Origin of the sequence: Sphingomonas sp. LM7, assembly GCF_002002925.1 — a bacterium.
In the GTDB taxonomy this organism is placed as follows: domain Bacteria; phylum Pseudomonadota; class Alphaproteobacteria; order Sphingomonadales; family Sphingomonadaceae; genus Sphingomonas.
The window spans coordinates 2,910,176-2,930,663 of sequence record NZ_CP019511.1; the positions used below are offsets into that span (position 1 = coordinate 2,910,176).

The following is a 20,488-nucleotide window of genomic DNA, read 5'->3' on the forward strand; positions in this document are numbered from 1 at the left end:
CTGAGAACGTGCGATATCCCGCACAGCCCGCGGGCGGCACAAATTTATCGACGGGCAGGGCTGGAAGCGTAGCCCTTCCCCATCGGTGGGCAGCGCGGCCACAGCTGCGGGGGCCCGACAATCCGAACGCCACGACCCAACAAGATCAGCGAAGGCGTATCGAGGGTGCTCCCCGACGTCGATAGCGCCCAACCGACGCCCGCGAGCGGGTCCGCCGCCTCGTCGCGCGTGCCCGCACGTTCCGTGACCCCCTGCGAGCCCGCGCGCTGGCTGGCCCGAAGGCATGCGCGGCGCGTTGGGTCCGATGAGGAGAGACGGAGATGGACAACCGAGAAACGCCGGAGATACCGCCCGAGGCTGGACATCGGCCGGCCAACGAACGCCCGGTGCATCCCGACGCAGGCAAAGAGATTGGCACCGCGAGTGGCGACAACCCGGGCGAGGAAAATGATCCGGACAACGCCAAGGGCGACGGTGCCGATGGCGACGCAAGGATAGTCCATTCGGGCTCACCGCTTTAGGCCGATGGACCGTTTCGCCTGCCGCGGCGGGCACGTGCTGCGGCAAAGATTGCGCGATCTACGCGCTACCTTCCTTCTCAGGCATCGGTCATAGCGACAGGCGCGGCGCGCGACGGAACTGGCAGCGAATCGCAAAACTGGCCTATCGCGGCATCGAGGCTCGGCATCGCCAGCCCGCGGCTGGTTCCCAATGCAGCATAGGCCGGCCGCTCGGCTTTCCAACTCAGTTCATGCGGAGAAGACTCGTCGATGAGCGCCTGCTGCAGGCCACAACGATCGGCGATCCGCCGGGCGAAATCATGCCAGGACAATCCGGTGTCGCCGGCGACATGCCAAAGACCGGTTGCGCCGTCGATCAGCAGATCGAGCGCGGCATCGCAGAGATGCGGGACGTAGGTCGGCGAGACGATATGCGTAGCGGATGCAGCGAAGCGCTCTCCCGAGAGCAGGCGCGCGACGAACTGCATCGCGAAATTGTGCGGGTCGTCAGGCGAGAAGAACGCGGCGGTGCGGATGACGAGATGCGCGCCCTCGATCGCGGCGATCGCCGCGTCGGCGTGCGCCTTACTCGTTCCGTAGACCGAAAGCGGCGCGGTAACATCTGCCTCGAGATAGGGCGATCGCTTCGCGCCGTCGAAGACGAGGTCGCTCGAGAAGTTCAAGGTGGGGATGCCGCGTTCCGCGCATTGCCGCGCCAGCGCAGTCGCGCCATCGGTGTTGACTCGGATGCACGCCTCGGCGGCTTCCTCCGCTTCGTCCACCCGCACCCAGCCCGCGGCGTTGATCACTGCCCATGGTCGGTGCGTATCGAGCGCAGCTGAGATACTCGCCGGCTCGGTCACATCGAGCGCGTGGCGATCGAGCAGCACATGGCCGATGTCGCGATGGACGCAGGCTTTGGCCAGCGCACGGCCGAGCGTGCCGGACGCACCACAGATCAGCAGCGGCGGCACCGGCGCCTGCCGATCCTTGGCGGAACCGGTCTCGATCACCGGCGCGGCGCGCGGCACCGGGGGATACAGCAACCGGATCGGCCGCCGCCACCAGCCTGCTCCCCGCATCACCGGATGCTGGACCTCCGGATGGTCGAGCGCGCCCAGCAAATCCGCGACGGCGGTCGGTTTCGGCGCGCCGCTTCTGGTGTCGAATGCTCCGGCTTCATACCGCCCCGTGCCGGTCAGCAGCGTGTTCCAGCCCTGGCTTCCCAGCAACGCCCAGTTCGTCACGGCACGGATATCGACACCTGTCTGGCGCAGCTCTCCGGCGATTTGCCATGCCTCGCCCATCCAGCGCATTTGCTCGTCGCGCGTGCTGCCATTGTGCACCTCGGTGACTGCGAGTGGAATCCGGTAGCGCAGCCACGCTTCGCGCAGCGCCCCGCGCAACCCCGCGGGTGCCGGGCTCAGCACGCGGATCGCCTCGACGTCGGCATAGCGCTCTTCGTCGTTCCCACCGATCGCATGCGCCGGATAGCGGCGCAGGCGATGGTCGAGGAAGCGGTCGCTGGTGAGGTAATGATTCACGCCGATGACGTCAGGACTGCACGGATCATCGGCGATCGCGGCAAGGCGAGCGGCAAAGCCGAAATTCGCCAGCCGGTTCCACAAATCATGTTCGGGGACGACGCGCCCGCACAGCAGGTCCCACGTCATCCAGCGCCGCACATTGTCGAAGCCTGCTTGATGACGAAGCGGCGCAGTCGACCAGCTGCGGCCCAGATCCTCGGTCTGGATCAGCCGCGCGGACGGATTGACGATGCGGATCTCCCGCATCGACAGTCGGATCCCGTCGATCTGGTTAAGCAAGGCAAGCCAGAAGCTGCGCTCGTCGCTGGCATGCGGATACCAATGTCCATAGAGCGCGGAGAAGCGCGCCGTGGTGAGCGGCTCGTTGATCGGCGTCCAGTCCTCGATCCATTCGTACCGCGCCGCGGCCGCGCCGGCGAAGACCGACAGCCCTCGCGCAAAGTCTTCGTCGAGCAGATTGGTGTAACGCGGACCGCTGCCATGATGGACCAGCCCGGCGATCGGCCTGATCTGCAGTGATCGCAGCCGTTCGAGCCTCGCATCGGTCCGCTCCCAGTCGCGTGTAGACGGATCGGCGGGCGCAATACGTTCCCACAAGACCGGGTAGCGCAACGCTGTGACGCCCAGCGCCGCGAAGCGGTCGAGATCGTCATGCCGCGTATCGTGACCGCTGATCAGCGACTGGTCGCTGAAGCGTTCGCCGACCCGATTTACCGTGCACTCATGCCCACCCCACAGCTCGATCGGCGCGGCCATCAGCTTTTCAACCAACATATCCGTAAATAATAGCCTTATAATTTTGGCATTTTGAAAGTTACACCGGCGAGTTTTATTTATTGCCTTTCTGTAATTGATCTGGATCAATTGATGATCCAGATCAATTTTTGCAATAAATCAATGTCATGCGGACTTTTTGGGGAACGAACATTTTGTCCCGTTGTTCACACCTTACGAGATTTTCTTTTCAGGTCTCGGCTCCAATTTAGGGAAAATGCATGGTCCGGTTGAGCGCCTTCGGTCACGTACCGGAGAATGACGACACGCGCGGTGGGACTACGCGCGCCGGCCCCGTACTTTGCTTCAGCCATCTGCGCTGGGCATTTGTCTTCCAGCGTCCGCAGCACCTGATGAGCCGCTTCGCCCGCGAACGTGACGTGCTGTACTGGGAAGAGCCGCACTATCTGGACGAACGCGAGACCCCGTGGCTCGAGACCGCGCGTTGCGCCGTCACCGGAGTCACCGTTGCAACGCCGCAGCTGCCGCGCGGCCAGTCGCCGGCGAACGAAACCGCGATGCTCAAGCGCCTGCTCGACACCTGCCTCGCCGATGCCGGGCAGCCCTTGATGCGTTGGTACTATACGCCGATGATGCTCCCCTTCTCCGAGCATGTCGAAGCGCAGTGCGTCGTCTATGACTGCATGGACGAGCTGGCCAATTTCAAGAACGCACCCGCCGAGCTGATGCAGCTCGAGCTGCGCCTGTTCGAACAGGCGGATATCGTCTTCACCGGCGGCTACAGCCTTTACGAGGCGAAGCGCGGCAGGCACGCGAACGTTCACGCCTTCCCGTCCAGCGTGGACGTCGCGCACTTCGCCTCGGCGCGTTCGCACGACGAAGATCCCGCGGACCAGGCCGGCCTGCCGCGGCCGCGCTTCGGCTTCTACGGCGTGGTCGACGAGCGGATGGACCTCGCCTTGCTGGCGCATGTCGCCGACGCGCGGCCGGACTGGTCGATCGTCATTGTCGGCCCGGTGGTCAAGATCGATCCCGCCGATCTGCCGCAGCGCCCCAATCTCCAGTATCTCGGCGGCAAGACCTATGACGAACTGCCGGCCTATCTGGGTGGCTGGGACGTCGCCCTGATGCCGTTCGCGATCAACGATTCGACGCGCTTCATCAGCCCGACCAAGACGCCGGAATATCTCGCCGCGGGGCGCCCGGTGGTGTCGACCCCGATCGCCGACGTCATCCGTCATTACGGCAAGGTCGCAGCGGTCAAGATTGCGAACACCCCGCAGGCCTTTGTCGAGGCCTGCGATGCCGCGCTCGCAATGTCACGCGACGCGGGCGCCTGGCGCGTGGAAATCGACGTCCTGTTGGCCCGCATGTCGTGGGACCGGACGTTCCAGCATATGTCCGAGCTGATCGCGCTGGCCATCCGCGCTGCGGATCGCGCCCACCCGATCGTCTCGCCGACCAGCTGGCCGGCCGAACGCGTGAAACGTTATGACGTAATGGTCGTGGGCGCTGGCTTTGCCGGCGCGGTGATGGCCGAGCGTCTCGCCCGCGATGGCGGCAAGCGCGTGCTGGTGGTCGATCGCAGGCCGCATGTAGCCGGCAACGCGTTCGACCGGCTCGACGATGCGGGGGTGCTGATCCATCAATATGGCCCCCATATCTTCCACACCAATTCGAGCGATATCGTCGACTATCTGTCGCGCTTCACCGAGTGGCGTCCATACGAGCACCGCGTGCTGGCCGATATCGACGGGCTGCGCGTGCCGATGCCGATCAACCGCACCACGCTCAATCTGCTCTATGGACTCGATCTCTCCAGCGATGCCGAGGCGGAAGCCTTTCTCGCCGGCAAGGCCGAACCGGTCGAGCCGATCGTCACCTCGGCCGATGTCGTGATCTCGAAGGTCGGCCGCGAACTCTACGAGACCTTCTTCCGAGGCTATACGCGCAAGCAATGGGGCATGGATCCGTCCGAGCTCGACAAGTCGGTCACCGCGCGAGTGCCCACGCGAACCTCCACCGACGATCGCTATTTCAACGATAGCTTCCAGGCGATGCCGCGCGACGGCTACACGAAGATGTTCGAGCGCATGCTCGATCACCCCAATATCGACCTGTTGCTCGGAGTCGATTTCGAGGAAGCGCGCGAGGCCTATCCGCACGACCACCTCGTCTTCACCGGGCCGATCGACGAATATTTCGGCTACCGATACGGCAAGCTTCCCTATCGATCGCTCGAATTCCGGCACGAGACGCGCGATTGTGAGTGGTTCCAGGACGTCGCGGTGGTCAACTTCCCGGCGGAATCGGTGCCGCACACCCGGATCACTGAATACAAGCATCTGACCGGCCAGATCGCGCCGCGTACCAGCCTGACCTGGGAGATCCCCAGCGCGACGGGCGATCCCTATTATCCCATTCCCCGGCCCGAGAACCAGGCGCTGTTCAAGCGTTACGAAGCGCTGGCGCTCGGCCTGTCCGGCGTGACGTTCGTCGGCCGGCTCGCGACCTATCGCTATTACAATATGGATCAGGTCGTCGGGCAGGCGCTCGCCACCTATCGCCGGATGGCCTCGTCATCGGCCGAACCTGCCTATCCCGACGCCCGGACCGCCGTCGAGCAGCCGGCACGCAAGGTCAGCGCGGGCTGAACGAAATTCCGCACGATTTTAACGACGACAGGAGCGCATCATGTTCATGCACAACAAACGGCTACAATATACCGTCCGGGTGTCGGAGCCGAACCCGGTTCTGGCATCACTCATGCTCGAGCAATTCGGCGGTGCCGACGGCGAGCTCGCGGCGGCGATGCGCTACTTCACGCAGGGGTTGGGCGAACTCGACGCGGGCCGCAAGGATCTACTCCTGGACATCGCAACCGAAGAGCTCAGCCATCTCGAGGTGATCGGATCGATCGTCGCGATGCTGAACAAGGGTGCGAAGGCCCAGCTCGCCGAAGCCGCGATGGAAGAAGCCGAGCTCTATCTCTCGATGACGGCGGGCGGCAACAGCCATACCCAGTCGCTGCTGTTCGGCGGCGGTCCCTCGCTGACGAACTCGTCCGGTGTTCCATGGACCGCCGCCTATATCGACAGCCGCGGTGACCCGACCTGCGACATGCGCTCGAACATCGCTGCCGAAAGTCGCGCGAAGATCGTCTATGAGCGCCTCATCAACATCACCGACGATCCGGGCATCAAGGACGCACTCGGGTTCCTGATGACCCGCGAAATCGCGCACCAGAAGTCGTTCGAAAAGGCGCTCTACGCGATCGAGGACAATTTCCCGTCGGGCAAGCTGCCGGGGATCGAGAAGTTCGCCAACATCTATGTCAACACGTCGCAAGGCGAAGGCGACACGGACGGCCCCTGGAATACCGGCGATCAATGGGTGCGGATTGACGATCTCGAGCAGACCATGCCGATCGATGACGGCGATGGCACCGCGACCGTCACGCTCGCCAAGGGCGATGCCGCAGTAGCCGACAAGCTGGCGGCACGGACCGCATCGGATCCGGAAAGCGACCCCGAGACCGGCGTCGATCTCGGCGCGGGCCCCGGTGCAGGCTTGATCACGGGCGAAGATCTCGGCGGCGCCGAAGACATCGCGGATGCCGCGAAGATGGCCGACGCGCTTTAGTTCATGCCTGTTCGCCCTTGGTGGAATCGAAACGAGGCGTCGCGACATTGTCGCGGCGCCTCCTTCTTCGAGTCGATCGCCAGAAAGCGTTTCTGCAATTGGCCAACTGGCGGCCGCTTGTCTTAGGGCAAGAAAGCGCAAGGCGGGCCAAATGGCGAATCGAAGCGAACGCACTTCTTCGTTCGAGGCATGGAACGCATATCGTCCGTCAGCTGATCAAGGGTCAGCATGCACGCCCGACCGCCCGGCTGATCCGTCCTCGCGCTGGACCTCGGATATCCCGCCTGATCGACGTGCACGATCAGAAGGGCTTGTATTGCTTTCCGTGGAAGCCAAGCTCGTGCCGAGCATCGAATTCGTTCCCGACCGCACGCCCGTTACACCAACCTCAGCGAGTGCCTGTTGCCGGTCGCCTGCGTGAACGTCCTAGCGTTGTCATCCCGGCGCTGAGCTTCGTAATTTAGCCACTCGACTCCGCTTATCGAGCCGATGCAATTCACACGGATTGGCCGCAAGCGGCAACAGCTGCGATTTAACCCCAACGAACGGACATCTGCGTTTGGGGGCGGTGCAGCGACGCTAAAGGGCCGACTTTGGGCGCACAGCTGCCGTCGAGGCAGCCGGTGCCGACGAGTCCACATTAGGCACGAACAGCCTCGAGCGGCGTGGGAGGTCATTTGCCTAGGCTGAGAGGCACGTTGAGGGATTGATCGGCGTCTAGCTGACGATTCGCTTGGTAGCGTCCCCAGCTCAAGCGACAACGGGACGCGGCAATCGCCAAGAAAACACCTCCGGCTGCCTAGCGGTCGATCCCAGCTTCAGTAAGGGCTTCTTGTCGCACTCGTTCGCAAACGATCATCATCGTTCAAGAGCTTACGAGGAGCCAAATGCGGGAACGCCGAGACGCATCACTCGGACTATGGTACATTCTCAACCACTTAGGTCGGGAAAGCTGGATGCCCCGTGAGGATTCGAACCTCAATTGACGGAGTCAGAGTCCGTAGTCTTACCTTTAGACGACGGGGCAACAGGGCCGGCGAAATAGGGCGGGCTTCGGGCGCTGTCAACGGCGCTTCTCTACCGCGCCTTGCTCCGCACCTTCCGCTGCGCTAGCCTCGCACCCAAGCACCGGACGGTCGCCATGGCCGAGACGGATCAGAATATAAGTGAGTAGTAAGTAATGGGGGATGGCCCAGCCAGAGTGCCCCGCGGCCGGAACGATGGTTCCGCTCCACCGATACCCAGGCCGCCGGAGGACCGGCCAGCCCGCGCACGCTGGCCCGAATCGCGCCACTTCGCCGCACTCGATCTCGGCACCAATAATTGCCGATTGCTGATCGCCCGGCCGCAAGGGACCGGCTTCACCGTGATCGACGCGTTTTCGCGAATCGTCCGGCTGGGCGAGGGCCTCGCCACGACAGGCAAGCTTTCGGACGCGGCGATCGACCGTACGCTCGCGGCGCTGCGGATCTGCGCGGACAAACTCAAGCGGCGCAATGTCGCGCTGGCGCGCTCGGTCGCGACCGAGGCGTGCCGCCAGGCCTCCAACGGTTCCGCATTCATCGAGCGGGTCTATCACGAGACCGGAATCGCGCTCGACATCATCACTGCCGAGGAAGAGGCGCGGTTAGCGGTGCTGGGCTGCCATGCGCTGCTCGAACCCGGCGACGGTCCGGCATTGGTGTTCGACATCGGCGGGGGATCGACCGAGCTCGTCCTGGTCGATTCGCGCGCGGCGGTGCCGCGCATCCTCGACTGGCACAGCGCGCCCTGGGGCGTGGTCTCGCTCACCGAAGCCGCGGGCCTTGCCAACGGCGCCGATCAGGGGGCGGCGGTCTATGCCGATATGCGCGCGCGGGTGTCCGAGAGCTTCGCGCCGTTCGTCGCGCGGCTCAAGACGCCCAAGGGCACGCGGCGGCTGCTGGGCACGTCCGGCACCGTGACGACGCTGGCGAGCGTCCATCTGGGCCTGCCGGCCTACGATCGATCGGTCGTCGACGGACTGATCGTGCCGTCGGCGGCGATGCGCGACGTCAGCCGGCGAATCTCGCTGATGAGCATGGCGGAGCGTTCGCAGGTGCCGTGCATCGGCGGCGAACGCGCCGATCTGGTGGTGGCGGGGTGCGCGATCCTCGAGACCATCCTCGACTTCTGGCCGTCCGAACGGCTGGGAATAGCCGATCGCGGCATCCGCGAAGGCATTTTGCGGCGTCTTATGAATGGGGATACGATATGAGCCGCGGCGGCGGGCGTGGGCATACCCGCGTGAAGACTTCGCGGGGCCGGACCCCGCAATCGAATCGCTGGCTCGAACGCCAGCTCAACGACCCCTATGTAAAGCGCGCCAAGGCCGAAGGCTATCGCAGCCGGGCGGTCTACAAGCTGCTCGAACTCGATGAGAAATTCGACTTTCTCAAAGGATCGAAGCGCGTCCTCGACCTCGGCATCGCGCCGGGCGGCTGGACGCAATTGGTGCGCAAGCGGCTGCCCAAGGCCGTGGTGGTGGGGATCGACTTGCTGCCGGTCGATCCGATCGACGGCGCGACGATTCTCCAGATGGACTTCATGGACGATGCCGCGCCCCAACGGCTGATCGAGGAACTGGGCGGCGCGCCCGACCTGATCCTGTCGGACATGGCGGCCAACACCGTCGGTCACGCCCAGACCGATGCGCTGCGTACGCTGGGGCTGGTCGAGGCCGCCCTCGACTTCGCGATCCGCACGCTTGGGCCCGGCGGCGATTTCGTCGCCAAGGTGTTTGCCGGCGGTGCCGATTCGGCGCTGGTCGCCGAAATGAAGCGCAACTTCGCCACCGTGAAGCACGCCAAGCCGCCGGCCAGCCGCAAGGGCTCGGTCGAGTGGTTCGTGGTCGCGCAGGGCTTCAAGGGCCGCGTCGAAGAAACCGCGTAGATCCTCGTTCGCCCTGCGCGCTTGACGAATGCGGCCATCCTCTGGCGCGTCGCATGCGGAGAGGCGGCCTTCAACAGGCTCAGCCCGAACGGAGCGCAACGAAAAACGGCCCCGGATCGCTCCGGGGCCGCTTTTGGTTTGGTCGCTGCGAAGGCTCAGCCTTCGTAGTCGGCGCCCAGATTCTGATTGCGGGGCGGTGCCGCCGCGGTGAGGCGCAGTGCCTCGGCCGACTGCGAGAGCGAACCGACTTCGTCCGGCGCTTCCTCATCGTCAATCTGGACGCGCTGGAGGCTGGACACCACCGACTCTTCGAGATGGGCCGGGTGAATCATTTCTTCGGCGATCTCGCGAAGCGCGACCACCGGATTCTTGTCGCGATCGCGATCGAGCGTCAGCTCGGCGCCGCCCGAGATCTGCCGCGCGCGTTGCGCTGCGAACAGAACCAGGTCGAACCGGTTCGGGATCTTGTCGACGCAATCCTCGACTGTGACGCGCGCCATCTACGCTTCCTTGAAAATTGGGAATTCGGGAGAGGGGCGCAGATAGGCGCAGGCCCGCGGATTGTCAAGAAAAGTGCCGGGCGCTCTCCGGCAGGCAACCCGCGCGCATACTGTGAGTTCAACGGGCTGACAGCCTATGAGGATCGCGCGACGGATGCGAGCATTGGAGACCGACGCCCTTGCCGCAGGCGCGGGTGCAGCCCATGAACGCGGCATGGATCGATGGTCGCAGCCCTTTACCGTCGACGGCAACCGCCTGACGATGCTCACGCAAGGCCCCGATCGGATGGAGGCACTGCTTGGGCTGATCCGCTCGGCGAAACGGTCGTTGCGCGTGCTCTATTACATCTATGTCGATGATTCGGCCGGTGCCGCGGTGCGCGACGCGCTGATCGAGGCGGCGGGGCGCGGGGTGAAGGTACATCTCATCGTCGACGGGCTCGGCAGCGAGCACGCCGCCGCGCGCCATTTCTTCGATCCCTTGCGCGAAGCCAGGGTCGATGTCTGCCGCTTCGTGCCGCGCTGGGGTCGCCGCTATCTGCTGCGCAACCACCAGAAGCTTGCGCTTGCCGACGAGGAACGCGTGCTTATCGGCGGATTCAATATCGAGGACAGCTATTTCGGCACGCCGGAGCAGGACGCGTGGCGCGACCTAGGGCTGATGGTCGAGGGTCCTGCGGCGGCGCGGCTGGTCGGCTATTTCGATGCACTGTCGCGCTGGGCGAAGCGCCCGCGCGCGTCACTCCGCTCGCTGGCGCGGATGCTGCGCGAATGGAGCGAGCCCGAGGGCAAGACTCGCTGGCTGCTCGGCGGGCCGATGCGGCAGCTGTCGCCCTGGGCGCGTGTGGTCAAGCGCGAGATGCAGCAGGCGCGGGCGATCGACCTGGTCACGTCCTATTTCGCGCCCAACCCGGCGATGCTGCGGCGGCTAGACAAGGCCGGGAAGCGCGGGCGGGTGCGGCTGGTGCTGCCATCGAAGGTCGATCATACCGCGTCGCTCTGGGCGGCGCATTTCACTTATGCCGGCCTGCTCCGCAAGGGGGTGCAGATCTACGAATATCAGCCGCTCAAGCTGCACACGAAATTGTTCGTGATCGACGATGTCGTGCATATCGGATCGGCCAATTTCGATATCCGCAGCCTATATCTCAACCTGGAGCTGATGCTGCGGATCGAGGACCGCGCCTTTGCCGCGCATGTCCGCAGCTTCATCGAAGGCGAGATCGCGCAGTCGGAACTGGTGACGCCTGAAGTCTACAAGTCGCGCACCGGCGCGTGGACGCGGGTGAAGCAGTTCGCCGCGTACTTCGTGATGGCAGTGCTCGATTATAACGTTACGCGGCGGCTCAATTTCGGCCCGCAACAGTCCAGAAAACGCTAGGCCGCGCCGTTGTGCACGATGTCGAAGGCGCGGGCGAAGATGTCGGCGACGTAGCGCGCCTCCTTCTCGACTTCGGCCGGAGTCGCTTCGCCGATTCCCCATAATACGCGCTGGTGGAGCCCGCCCAGGCACAGGCTGGCCAGTACGCGCGCGGCGGCGAGCGGATCGTCTTCGCGCATATGCCCCGCCGCCATCTGACCCGCGAAGAAATCGGCGAGCATTTGCTGAGTCGGCTGCGGCGCGCGGCGGAAGAAAATCTCGCCGAGTTCGGGGAAGCGCCCCGCTTCGGCGGCGATCAGCCGGTGCAACCTTATCCCGTCCTCCATCGTGATCTTGCCGATGAAGCTGCGGCAGAACGCAGTGAGCGTCGCATAGGGATCGCCGGAAGGCTGGAGCACGCTGCTCAGCTGCTGGCGATAGGCGACGGTGGCGTGATCGAGCACCGCGGCGAACAGCTCCTCCTTCGAGGGGAAGTAATTCCACAGCGTGCCTTTCGAGCCGCCGAGCTCGGCCGAGATCGCCGACATCGACGTGCCCGAATAGCCATTGTCGAGGAACGAGCGCTTGGCGACGTCGAGGATGGCGAGCCGCCGCTCTTCCTTGCGCACCTCGCGCTTGCCGGGCGCCTTTCCGATTAGGGTTTCCATAACCGTACTATAGGGTACGATTTTCTATTGACAAGCCGCGAGGTCGAGACCATCTGCGCTGCCGTACCCTCCAGTACGGTATTTAAATCATGATTTGTCCCGCTTACCGGTCGCTGCTCGTTGCGACGATCGCCCTCCCCGCGTTTCTCGCTGCCTGCGCCCCGGTGCCGCAGCTGGGCGCGCGTCCCGAAATCCGCGCCGGCGACAGCTATGCCGCCAGCCAGACCTTCGCGCCCGCGGCCACGGCTTCCGCGTGGCCCACCGCCAATTGGTGGGGCGATTATGGCGACGCGCAGCTGACTGCACTGATCGAGGAAGGCCTTGCCGATTCGTCCGATCTCGCCGGTGCCGCAGCGCGGCTGCGCTCGGCGCAGGCCTATGCCCAGCAGGCGGGCGCCGCGCGGTTGCCGTCGATCGGGCTCGAAGCCAGCGCCACCGAGGCCAAGCAGAGCTATAACAACGGCATCCCCGCCGCGTTCGTGCCGCAGGGCTGGAACGACAGCGGCCGCGTCGCCGCAAGCTTGAGCTTCGACCTCGATCTGTGGGGCAAGAACCGCGCCGCGCTCGCCGCCGCGACGTCGCAGGCCGAGGCCGCGCGGATCGAGCTCGAACAGTCGCGGCTCGTGCTCTCGACCAACATCGCCGGTGCCTATGCCGACCTTGCCCGCCTCTCCGCCGAGCGCCGCGTGCAGGAAACCGCGCTCAGCGTGCGTACCCAGACGCAGAAGCTGGTTTCGGACCGTGTCGCCGCCGGGCTCGATACCCGCGCAGAGCTCAAGCAGGCCGACTCCGCCGTCCCCACCGCGCGCGCCAACCTCGCCGCGACGGACGAGGCGATCGGCCTGACCCGCAACCGCATCGCCGCCTTGCTCGGCAAGGGCCCCGATCGCGGACTGACCATCACGCTGCCCGCCAACCCGACCGCAGCGCGGGCACTCCCCGCCGGCGTGACCACCGACCTGATCGGCCGCCGCCCCGACATCGCCGCGGCGCGGGCGCGCGTCGAGGCGGCCGCCAGCCAGATCAAGGTGGCGCGCGCCGATTTCTATCCTTCGGTCAACCTCACCGCTTTGGTCGGGCTCCAGTCGCTCGGGCTTTCGAACCTGTTCGAAAGCGGGTCGACCTTCGGCCAGGCCGGCCCGGCGATCAGCCTGCCGATCTTCCGCGGCGGGCAATTGGCCGGCCAATACAAGGGTGCCCGCGCGGGCTATGACGAGGCGGTCGCCACCTATGACGGCACGGTCGCCATTGCATTCCGCGAAGTCGCCGACGCCGTGACCAGCCAGCGCGCACTGGGCACGCGGCTTGCCGAAAGCCGCCAGGCTTTGACCGATTCGCAAGCCGCCTATTCAGTCGCCCGGCAACGCTATGAAGGCGGGCTCTCGACCTTTCTCGACGTGCTGACCGCGCAGGACAGGACTCTGCAGAACCGCCAGATCGTCGCCGACCTCGAGGCGCGGGCTTTCACGCTCGACGTCCAGCTGGTCCGCGCGCTCGGCGGAGGCTTTTCCAACATCGCGGCAACCGCCGCACGCAAGGACGCTCATAATGGCTGATGCCGATCCCGCTGGCCTCCAGTTTCGTACCGAGGACGCCGCTGCCAAGAAGCCCAATCTGCGCAAGAAGCTGCTCGGCGGCATCGCCGGCGCAGTGCTGCTCGCCGGCGCCGGCTATGGCGGCTGGTATGCGCTGGTCGGCAGCCATTATATCGGCACCGACAATGCCTATGTCGGCGCCGATACCGCGAGCGTTACCCCGATGATCGCCGCGCAGGTGCTCAATATCCGCGTCGCCGACACCCAGGCGGTGCGCAAGGGCAACGTGCTGGTCCAGCTTGACGACAGCGACGCGCGGATCGCGCTTGCGCAGGCCGAAGCCGATCTCGCCAAGGCGCGTCGTCAATATGGCCAGGCGGCGGCGACCAGCGCCGCGCTGGCGGCACAGGTCGACGCGCGCGGCGCCGACATCACCAGCGCGCGTGCGCAGCTGACCGCGGCGCAAGCGGCGTTCGAAAAGGCACGCGTCGATCTCGCGCGCCGGCGCGCGCTGGCGCCCAACGGCGCCGTATCCGGCGACGAACTCAGCTCCGCGACCAACGCATTCGCTTCCGCCAGGGCCAATCTCGAACTGGCGCGCGCGGCGATCGCGCAGGCAAGCTCGACTCGCGGCGCAGCCAGCGGCCAGCTTGCGGCGAACAACGCGCTGATCAGTGGCACCACCGTGGCGACCGCGCCGGAAGTGCTCGCTGCGCAGGCCAAGGTGGCGCAGGCGAAGCTCGAGCTCGACCGCACCGTGATCCGCGCGCCGATCGACGGCGTGATCACCCGGCGCAATGTCCAGATCGGCCAGCGCGTCGCCCCCGGCACCGCGCTGATGCTGATCGTCCCGGTCGGTCAGCTCTATGTCGACGCCAATTTCAAGGAAGGCCAGCTTACCCAAGTCAAGGTCGGCCAGCCGGTGACGCTGACTTCGGATCTGTACGGCGGCGATGTCGAATATCATGGGCGTGTCGTCGGGCTTTCGGGCGGCACCGGCGGCGCCTTCGCGCTGATCCCGGCGCAGAACGCCACGGGCAACTGGATCAAGGTGGTCCAGCGCCTTCCTGTCCGCGTCGCGCTCGATCCGAAGGAATTGCAGGCGCATCCGCTTCGCGTGGGCCTGTCGATGGACGCCGAGATCGACGTCTCCGCCAACTAAGGATCGGCTGACATGAACGCCAAGGCCGAGGCAGCGGCGCCGCTTACCGGGTTCCGCCTCATTCTCGCAGGCGCGGTGCTCGCGCTCACCAATTTCATGGTGGTGCTCGACACCACGATCGCCAACGTCTCGGTGCCGCACATCGCCGGCAGCCTGGGCATATCGAGCAGCCAGGGGACGTGGATCATCACGTCCTATGCGGTCGCCGAAGCCGTGTGCGTGCCGCTGACGGGGTGGCTCGCCGGGCGCTTCGGCACTGTCCGCACCTTTACCTTCGGGATGATCGGGTTCGGCATCTTCTCGGTGCTGTGCGGGCTTTCGACTTCGCTCGGCATGCTCGTCGCCTGCCGGATCGGTCAGGGACTGTGCGGCGGCCCGCTGATGCCGCTCAGCCAGACCCTGCTGATGCGCATCTTCAAGCCCGAGCAGCGCGCGCAGGCGATGGGGGTGTGGGCGATGACCACGGTCACCGCGCCAATCCTCGGCCCGATCCTGGGCGGCACGATCAGCGATTCGTGGTCGTGGCACTGGATCTTCTTCATCAACATCCCCGTCGCCGCCCTGTGCGCGTTTGGCGCTTTCCGCTTGCTGGGTTCGTCGGAAACCAAGACTGAGAAGATGCGGATCGACGGCATCGGCCTCGCGCTGATGCTGCTGTGGATCGGCGCTTTGCAGATCATGCTCGATCTCGGCCGCGAGCACGACTGGTTCAGCGATCCGACGATCATCGCGCTGGCAGTAATCGCCGCAGTCGGGCTCGTGGTGTTCCTTGCCTGGGAGCTGACCGAGGACCAGCCGATCGTGGATCTGCGGGTGTTCCGGCATCGCGGGTTCAGCGTGGCGGTGGCGTCTTTGTCGTTCGCCTTTGCGACCTTCTTCGCTTCGGCAGTGATCATCCCGCAATGGCTGCAGACCAGCATGGGGTACACGGCGACCTATGCGGGATACGCGACGGCCTTCACCGGGGTGGCGGCGGTGATCATGTCGCCGATCGTCGCCAAGCTATCGAGCAAGTTCGATCCGCGCGCCCTGGTGTGCTTCGGCATCCTTTGGCTGGGGATGACCTCGCTGCTTCGGGTGCACTGGAACAGCGGCGCCGATTTCTGGACGCTCGCCTTTCCGCAGCTGCTCCAGGGCTTCGGCATGCCATTCTTCTTCATTCCGCTGACTACGCTCGCGCTCGGCGCGGTCGAGCCCGAGGAGACTGCCGCCGCGGCAGGCGTGATGAGCTTCCTGCGCACCATGGCCGGCGCGATCGGCACGTCGATCTCGGCGACGATGTGGGACAATAGCAGCCGCGTCGCGCGCAGCGAGATCGTGTCGAGCATGAACACCCAGGCGACCAGCGATGCGCTGGCGGCGCAGGGGTTCTCGCTCGATCAGATCCGCGGGGTGATCGCGCAGCTGGTCGACAAGGAAGCGATGGCAGTGGCAACCACGCACATCTTCCTGATCTCGGCGGTGGTGTTCGCCTTTGCGGCGATGATCATCTGGCTGACCCCGCGCCCGACCCGCGCGGTCGCGATGGGGGCAGCGCATTAGGGTTCAGCGAGGAAGACTCCCCTCCCTGCAAGGGAGGGGCTTGGGGTGAGCGCGAGCGGAGCGAGCCCATCGAGCTGTGCCAAAGTAAAAGAAAAGGCCGGGCATCGAGCCCGACCTTTTCTCACCCACTCCTAACCCCTCCCTGAGAGGAAGGGGGACTGCCGAATGTCAGAACGACTCAAAGGCAGCGCGCGTCGCGCACCGGCGCGTCAGCGCCGCGGGTAAGCCAGCGGCCGTCGGGGGTCTGGTATTTCTCGCCCGGCTCGGTGCGCAGGACCAGGTTGCAGCCGGTGACGAACGCCATCTGCTGGACCGTCGAGCCGCTTGCGGCCTGCGCGGTGTACTGCTTCTTGCGCTGGATGTTGATGTTGTTGACCAGCGCCTGGAGTGCCGGCGTCGAAGCGCCAACCACGCCGAGATAGCCGTCCGGCTGCTCGCCGACCTGGCCCGCGGCGCGTGCCGCCGAGTAGGCAGGATCGCGCTGGGCAAGCGCCGGGGCGGCAACCAGCAGGGTTGCAGTCAGAGCGGCGAGGAAAGGCATGGAGCGCATCAGAAAATTCCCGGGTTGTCCTGGATCAGTGTCTTCGCCTTGTTATCGAGACGGTACACCACTTCCTGCGTGATCGATATGTTGAGGTTGATGACGATCGGCTTGTCGGGTGCAGTCACGTTTACGCACCCTCCGGCCAGCATCGCCATGGGCAGCATCGACAGAAGCCCTCTTGTTCGTTTCAACCTCATTGCGGCTCCTTTCATCGCAGCTTGTCGCTTTCGGAAGGCTGAACCGGTTTTGCGTCCGTCGCGCCGCCGGTTCTTTCCTGTTGTTCGAGCAAGGTCGGCAGATTGCGTTCGATCAATCGGTTTGGATCGTACCAGGACTGCACCGAATCGAGCAGCTGCTTGAACGGCGCGTTGATCCGGACGTTGAACACGAAGGGCAGCTTCGCCAGCCGCCGCAGCAGGAAATTCGATTTGGTCCCCTTGCCCTGGCTCACGCCGGAAAAGCGGATCTCGGTCACCATGTCGCCGTCCAGCGGGCCGTTCATGTCGAGCGTGAGATTGCGATAGTCGAGCGCCTTGAGCGCCTGGAATGCCATATTGCTCCAAAATCCGAGGTCGCGCTGTGACAGCTCGCCGACATAGGCGATCGATCCGCCACCGCGCGCGCGCAGGCTGCCGCCTTCGATGCGGCCGCCCTGCTCGTCGAAGACCATCGGCAGCGTACCGTCGAAAATGCCGGTGGCATCGAGATTGTCGAACTCCATTTCCTTGAGGAACTGCGCCGCATCGGCACCGATCACCCGGAAAGTCAGCCGCCGCTCGCGGCTCTGGCTGAAGTCGAGAATCGTCGGCTCCAGCACCAGCTCGCCCCCGGCGAACGGCCAGCGCGCGCCCTCGACTTCGACTCGCTGGCTGTCGAGCAGACGAAAGCGGATCGTGCCGTTGCGGACCGGCACGCCCGGGTTGATCTCGACCGTGGTCGCGACCTGACCAGGCGCCGTGCGCATGCCCAGCAAATCGTCGAACCGCAACTCGGTGGCGAGCCCGCGCACCGGCCCGAAGGCCGCCGCCAGATCGACGCCGTCGGTGCTGAATCGCCCGGTGCTCGACAAGCCTTGCGGGGACCAGACGATCCGGCCCTCGCCGCTGACCGACCCGCTGACATCGGCGATCACGCCGAAAGTGAGCGGGGTGAGGTCGCTGGGCTGCAGCCCGCCCTCGGCGAAGCGCAATCCCGGCACATGGAGCAGCGCGCTGCCGCGCCCGTCGCCAAGATCGTGGCGGATCTCGACGCTGCCGATCGACGCGGCCGGCGATCGCAGCCCTGCCGTCGCGACGATGACGTTGCCGGCCAGTTCCAGCCTGGCGTCGCCGCTCGAAACCGGATGGAAGCGCGGCGGGGTCGCCGCATCGGAGACTTGCAATCCTCCCGTCAGCGACAGCCCCGTGCCGGACACCTGCCAGCTGCCCGCGCCGCCCGAGATCACCAGCGGGACGCTGCCGATCTGCCCGCCCAGACCGGCGAATGTCCCAGCGATGCGACTGGACAAGCCGCCGGTCAGCGACTCGATATCGAGACGGGTGGCAGGCGCGACGCCCAGCCGCACCGAAGCCCGGGTCACGGCGAACCACTGCGTATCTAGAAGGAAGCGCGCATCTGCCGCGCGCAACAGCAGCGGGCTCGATCCAACGCGCCCGGTGAGATCGAGGCGATCGAGACGAACGCCGCCGGTGATCCCCCGTGGCGAGAGGCTGACCATCGCGCCGCCGATCGGGCAGGCCCGTATCCGACCCGGCGCCAGCACCACGCCGGCGATCGCGACGCGCTCGAAGCCGGCAATCGCGCAGCCGCGGTTGAGCACGATTTTCGCGCCGCGCCAGTGCGCATCCAGCGGCAGCGAGAGGCGCTCGATCCTGCCATTGGCCAGCGGGCCGCTGATCGTGGCGAGCGTCTCGATCGTACCGCCGCCGCGGCCGAGCGCGAAGGAAATCCTCGAGAGCGCCAGCGCCGCACTGCCGGCGACGTAGGGCTGGACGAAGCCGACGCCACGGAGCTGCGCGTCGCCGCGCTTCTGCGAAAGGCGGATCAGCGCTTCGGGCATTCCGCCGCCGCGCAACGCCAGCGCGCCGTCGATCTGAGGTAGCAGCGTGGCACCTTCGCCACGAATTCCGCTCCCCCGGTCGAAGCTGAGCCGCGCGCCGCTCGCCGAGACGATCTGTAGGCGGGGCAGGCTGTACTGGAACCCCGTATTCGAGATGCCGGCGGAAAGATCGGCGGTGGCGTCGAATGCCGTCGCCGCGGCAGCAGTAGCGCGCGCGAGTTGCGCCGCGACGGGCGCGAGCGGCGTGCCCTGCGCCGACCCGCCATAGCCGGCGATCCTGTTACGCAGCCAGCCGGGCAGCGCCGCCGACCGCGTCGCCATCGTCCCGCGATAGTCGAACCCGCCGCGATGCTGGCGATAGTCCCCCGCGAGCTGCAGCGCGGCCCCGGCAAGTTCGGGGCTCTCGAAACGACCCGACCGCAGCGCGACCCTGCCGCGCGTTCCCGCGAACGCACCGTCGAACGTAATATTGCCGCCGAGCCCGGCGACGCGGCGCCCGCCATATCCGAACGCGGACACCCTCAATTCCGCCGCACCGCGCCAGCGATCGAGTGCGGCGCCCAGCGTTGCGCCTATGGTCAGCTTGGGATTGGCGGCGCGGGCGTCGGCACAGTGCGCGCGCGATGCCGCCACCGGACCGACAAGGCTGGGTTGGGCGTCGCGGATCCTGACCGCCAGCGTGCCCGACACGCCGAATGCCGAACAGCCCGCCAAGTCGAGCTGCGTGGACGCGATGCGCGCGGTGCCGGCAAAGCCGTTATCGAGCATCCCGCGGCCTTTTAGCCAGATGTCGAGGATGCCGTGACCGCTATCCAGTCGTAGCCGGGCGTCGGCGACATCGATCTCGACATGCGGCAGCGCGAACGGCTTGCCCGAAGGCGCCGGCATCAGCTTGTCGATCGCGCCCAGCGACAGCCGGCCATCGACGATCCGCCCTTTGACGCGGACATGCCCGGCGCGCAGCGCGAGCACCCGGGCGCTCCAGGGCGAGAGTGCCGTGCCGAGTTCGATCCAGTCGGCGGTCAAATCGGGGTTGCGCGGATCGCCGATCACAACGTCGGTGAGGCGCTGGCGCCACGGCGAAAGCTGTTCGATGCGATATTGCGCCGGCACGCCGCGCCGGCTCAGTTCCTGATCGACGAACCCCCGCGCTATCGTCCGGCGCTGCATCCACGCCGCGAACAGCGCGACGAGCAGCAGCGCGGCGAGTGTGAGGAAAAGGCGTCCCCAAGGCCGCCGCGCGCGCAGCGTGGCCGCCTGCACGGTAGCTTCCTCCGGCGCTTGGTCCAATTTCGTCATTCCGCCGCAGCAACTCCCGCGCGACGTCTATGCCGGGGTTGAGGGCGTCGGGGCAAGGGGCGGCGTCGCCCATCACCCCAGGCCCTTGACCATTCGCCTTGCGTGTCCGAGCACGGGTCTCGATACAGAGACAATGGATTCAAGCCGATTCGGGAGGGTGTGTGCGGGGCGGTAATCTTCTGCGCCGATTGGTCGCCGCGGGCTTGGCGGGGCTGATCCTGGCTGATCCGGCACTCGGACAAGGGCTGGCCGATCCGGCGGGCTCCGGCGTGATTGTCTCGGCGGTACGCTGGCTCGAAGGCACGCTGCTGGGAACCGTGGCGACCGTCGTCGCGGTGATCGCCGTCGCTACGGTCGGGCTGTTGATGCTCACCGGCCGGATCAACTGGCGCTATGGCGCAACGGTGATTCTGGGCTGCTTCATCCTGTTCGGCGCGGCCAGCATCGTCGCCGGGATCCAGTCCACCGCGCAGCTGGGGCAATAA

The 20,488-nt window shown here is 65.9% G+C and carries 16 protein-coding genes and 1 tRNA gene; 10 read left to right on the top strand and 7 right to left on the bottom strand.

The window, feature by feature from the left end; all coding sequences use genetic code 11:
- Positions 1-320 precede the first annotated feature (320 nt).
- Positions 321-521, top strand: coding sequence for a hypothetical protein (locus tag BXU08_RS13255; protein WP_077510487.1), 201 nt, complete (start codon positions 321-323; stop codon positions 519-521).
- 77 nt (positions 522-598) lie between these two features.
- Here the strand turns inward: BXU08_RS13255 and BXU08_RS13260 are convergent, their stop codons facing one another.
- The gene (locus tag BXU08_RS13260; protein ID WP_077512394.1) at positions 599-2,803 is read right to left on the bottom strand and encodes a sugar nucleotide-binding protein; all 2,205 of its coding nucleotides are present in this window, start codon (positions 2,801-2,803) and stop codon (positions 599-601) included.
- A gap of 239 nt (positions 2,804-3,042) precedes the next feature.
- Between BXU08_RS13260 and glf the strand changes: the two genes are divergently transcribed.
- Both glf and BXU08_RS13270 read left to right on the top strand, forming a co-directional pair.
- Entirely contained in the window at positions 3,043-5,436 is a 2,394-nt protein-coding gene (gene glf, locus BXU08_RS13265) for a UDP-galactopyranose mutase (protein ID WP_253190374.1), read from the top strand.
- A gap of 40 nt (positions 5,437-5,476) precedes the next feature.
- A complete protein-coding gene (locus BXU08_RS13270) occupies positions 5,477-6,424 on the top strand; it encodes a manganese catalase family protein (RefSeq protein ID WP_077510489.1) in 948 nt (315 codons plus the stop codon).
- A gap of 953 nt (positions 6,425-7,377) precedes the next feature.
- Here the strand turns inward: BXU08_RS13270 and BXU08_RS13275 are convergent.
- A tRNA-Gln gene (locus BXU08_RS13275) sits at positions 7,378-7,451 on the bottom strand.
- A 153-nt stretch (positions 7,452-7,604) separates the two neighbouring features.
- On the opposite strand from BXU08_RS13275, the gene BXU08_RS13280 reads away from it, so the two are divergent.
- Positions 7,605-8,660, top strand: coding sequence for a Ppx/GppA phosphatase family protein (locus BXU08_RS13280; RefSeq protein WP_077510490.1), 1,056 nt, complete (start codon positions 7,605-7,607; stop codon positions 8,658-8,660).
- Positions 8,657-9,334 (top strand): RlmE family RNA methyltransferase, encoded by a 678-nt coding sequence (locus BXU08_RS13285; protein WP_077510491.1) that lies wholly within the window; start codon positions 8,657-8,659, stop codon positions 9,332-9,334. The genes BXU08_RS13280 and BXU08_RS13285 overlap by 4 nt, the downstream gene beginning before the upstream one ends.
- Positions 9,335-9,489: 155 nt before the next feature.
- Here the strand turns inward: BXU08_RS13285 and rpoZ are convergent, their stop codons facing one another.
- Positions 9,490-9,834, bottom strand: coding sequence for a DNA-directed RNA polymerase subunit omega (rpoZ, locus tag BXU08_RS13290; RefSeq protein WP_077510492.1), 345 nt, complete (start codon positions 9,832-9,834; stop codon positions 9,490-9,492).
- Positions 9,835-10,048: 214 nt separating this feature from the next.
- Here rpoZ and BXU08_RS13295 point away from each other — a divergent pair, with 214 nt between their 5' ends.
- The gene (locus BXU08_RS13295) at positions 10,049-11,215 is read left to right on the top strand and encodes a phosphatidylserine/phosphatidylglycerophosphate/cardiolipin synthase family protein (RefSeq protein ID WP_077510493.1); all 1,167 of its coding nucleotides are present in this window, start codon (positions 10,049-10,051) and stop codon (positions 11,213-11,215) included.
- Here the strand turns inward: BXU08_RS13295 and BXU08_RS13300 are convergent.
- The gene (locus tag BXU08_RS13300; RefSeq protein ID WP_077510494.1) at positions 11,212-11,862 is read right to left on the bottom strand and encodes a TetR/AcrR family transcriptional regulator; all 651 of its coding nucleotides are present in this window, start codon (positions 11,860-11,862) and stop codon (positions 11,212-11,214) included. The genes BXU08_RS13295 and BXU08_RS13300 overlap by 4 nt on opposite strands.
- An 89-nt stretch (positions 11,863-11,951) precedes the next feature.
- Between BXU08_RS13300 and BXU08_RS13305 the strand changes: the two genes are divergently transcribed.
- The 3 genes from BXU08_RS13305 to BXU08_RS13315 are packed head-to-tail and all read left to right on the top strand — an operon-like array spanning position 11,952 to position 16,101.
- The gene (locus tag BXU08_RS13305) at positions 11,952-13,418 is read left to right on the top strand and encodes an efflux transporter outer membrane subunit (RefSeq protein ID WP_077510495.1); all 1,467 of its coding nucleotides are present in this window, start codon (positions 11,952-11,954) and stop codon (positions 13,416-13,418) included.
- Complete coding sequence (locus BXU08_RS13310) at positions 13,411-14,559, top strand: efflux RND transporter periplasmic adaptor subunit (RefSeq protein ID WP_077510496.1); 1,149 nt, start codon at positions 13,411-13,413, stop codon at positions 14,557-14,559. The genes BXU08_RS13305 and BXU08_RS13310 overlap by 8 nt, the downstream gene beginning before the upstream one ends.
- A gap of 12 nt (positions 14,560-14,571) precedes the next feature.
- A complete protein-coding gene (locus tag BXU08_RS13315) occupies positions 14,572-16,101 on the top strand; it encodes a DHA2 family efflux MFS transporter permease subunit (protein ID WP_077510497.1) in 1,530 nt (509 codons plus the stop codon).
- A 178-nt stretch (positions 16,102-16,279) separates the two neighbouring features.
- Here the strand turns inward: BXU08_RS13315 and BXU08_RS13320 are convergent, their stop codons facing one another.
- The 3 genes from BXU08_RS13320 to BXU08_RS13330 all read right to left on the bottom strand — a co-directional run bounded on the left by BXU08_RS13320 (position 16,280) and on the right by BXU08_RS13330 (position 20,003).
- A complete protein-coding gene (locus BXU08_RS13320; protein ID WP_077510498.1) occupies positions 16,280-16,651 on the bottom strand; it encodes a YdbL family protein in 372 nt (123 codons plus the stop codon).
- A complete protein-coding gene (locus tag BXU08_RS13325; RefSeq protein ID WP_253190375.1) occupies positions 16,651-16,770 on the bottom strand; it encodes a YnbE family lipoprotein in 120 nt (39 codons plus the stop codon). The genes BXU08_RS13320 and BXU08_RS13325 overlap by 1 nt, the downstream gene beginning before the upstream one ends.
- A gap of 83 nt (positions 16,771-16,853) precedes the next feature.
- Positions 16,854-20,003 carry a YdbH domain-containing protein gene (locus BXU08_RS13330; RefSeq protein ID WP_077510500.1) on the bottom strand — a complete coding sequence of 1,050 codons (3,150 nt, stop codon included), beginning with the start codon at positions 20,001-20,003 and terminating at the stop codon, positions 16,854-16,856.
- Positions 20,004-20,164: 161 nt separating this feature from the next.
- On the opposite strand from BXU08_RS13330, the gene BXU08_RS13335 reads away from it, so the two are divergent.
- Positions 20,165-20,488, top strand: a complete 324-nt coding sequence (locus BXU08_RS13335) for a TrbC/VirB2 family protein (protein ID WP_376787759.1) — start codon at positions 20,165-20,167, stop codon at positions 20,486-20,488.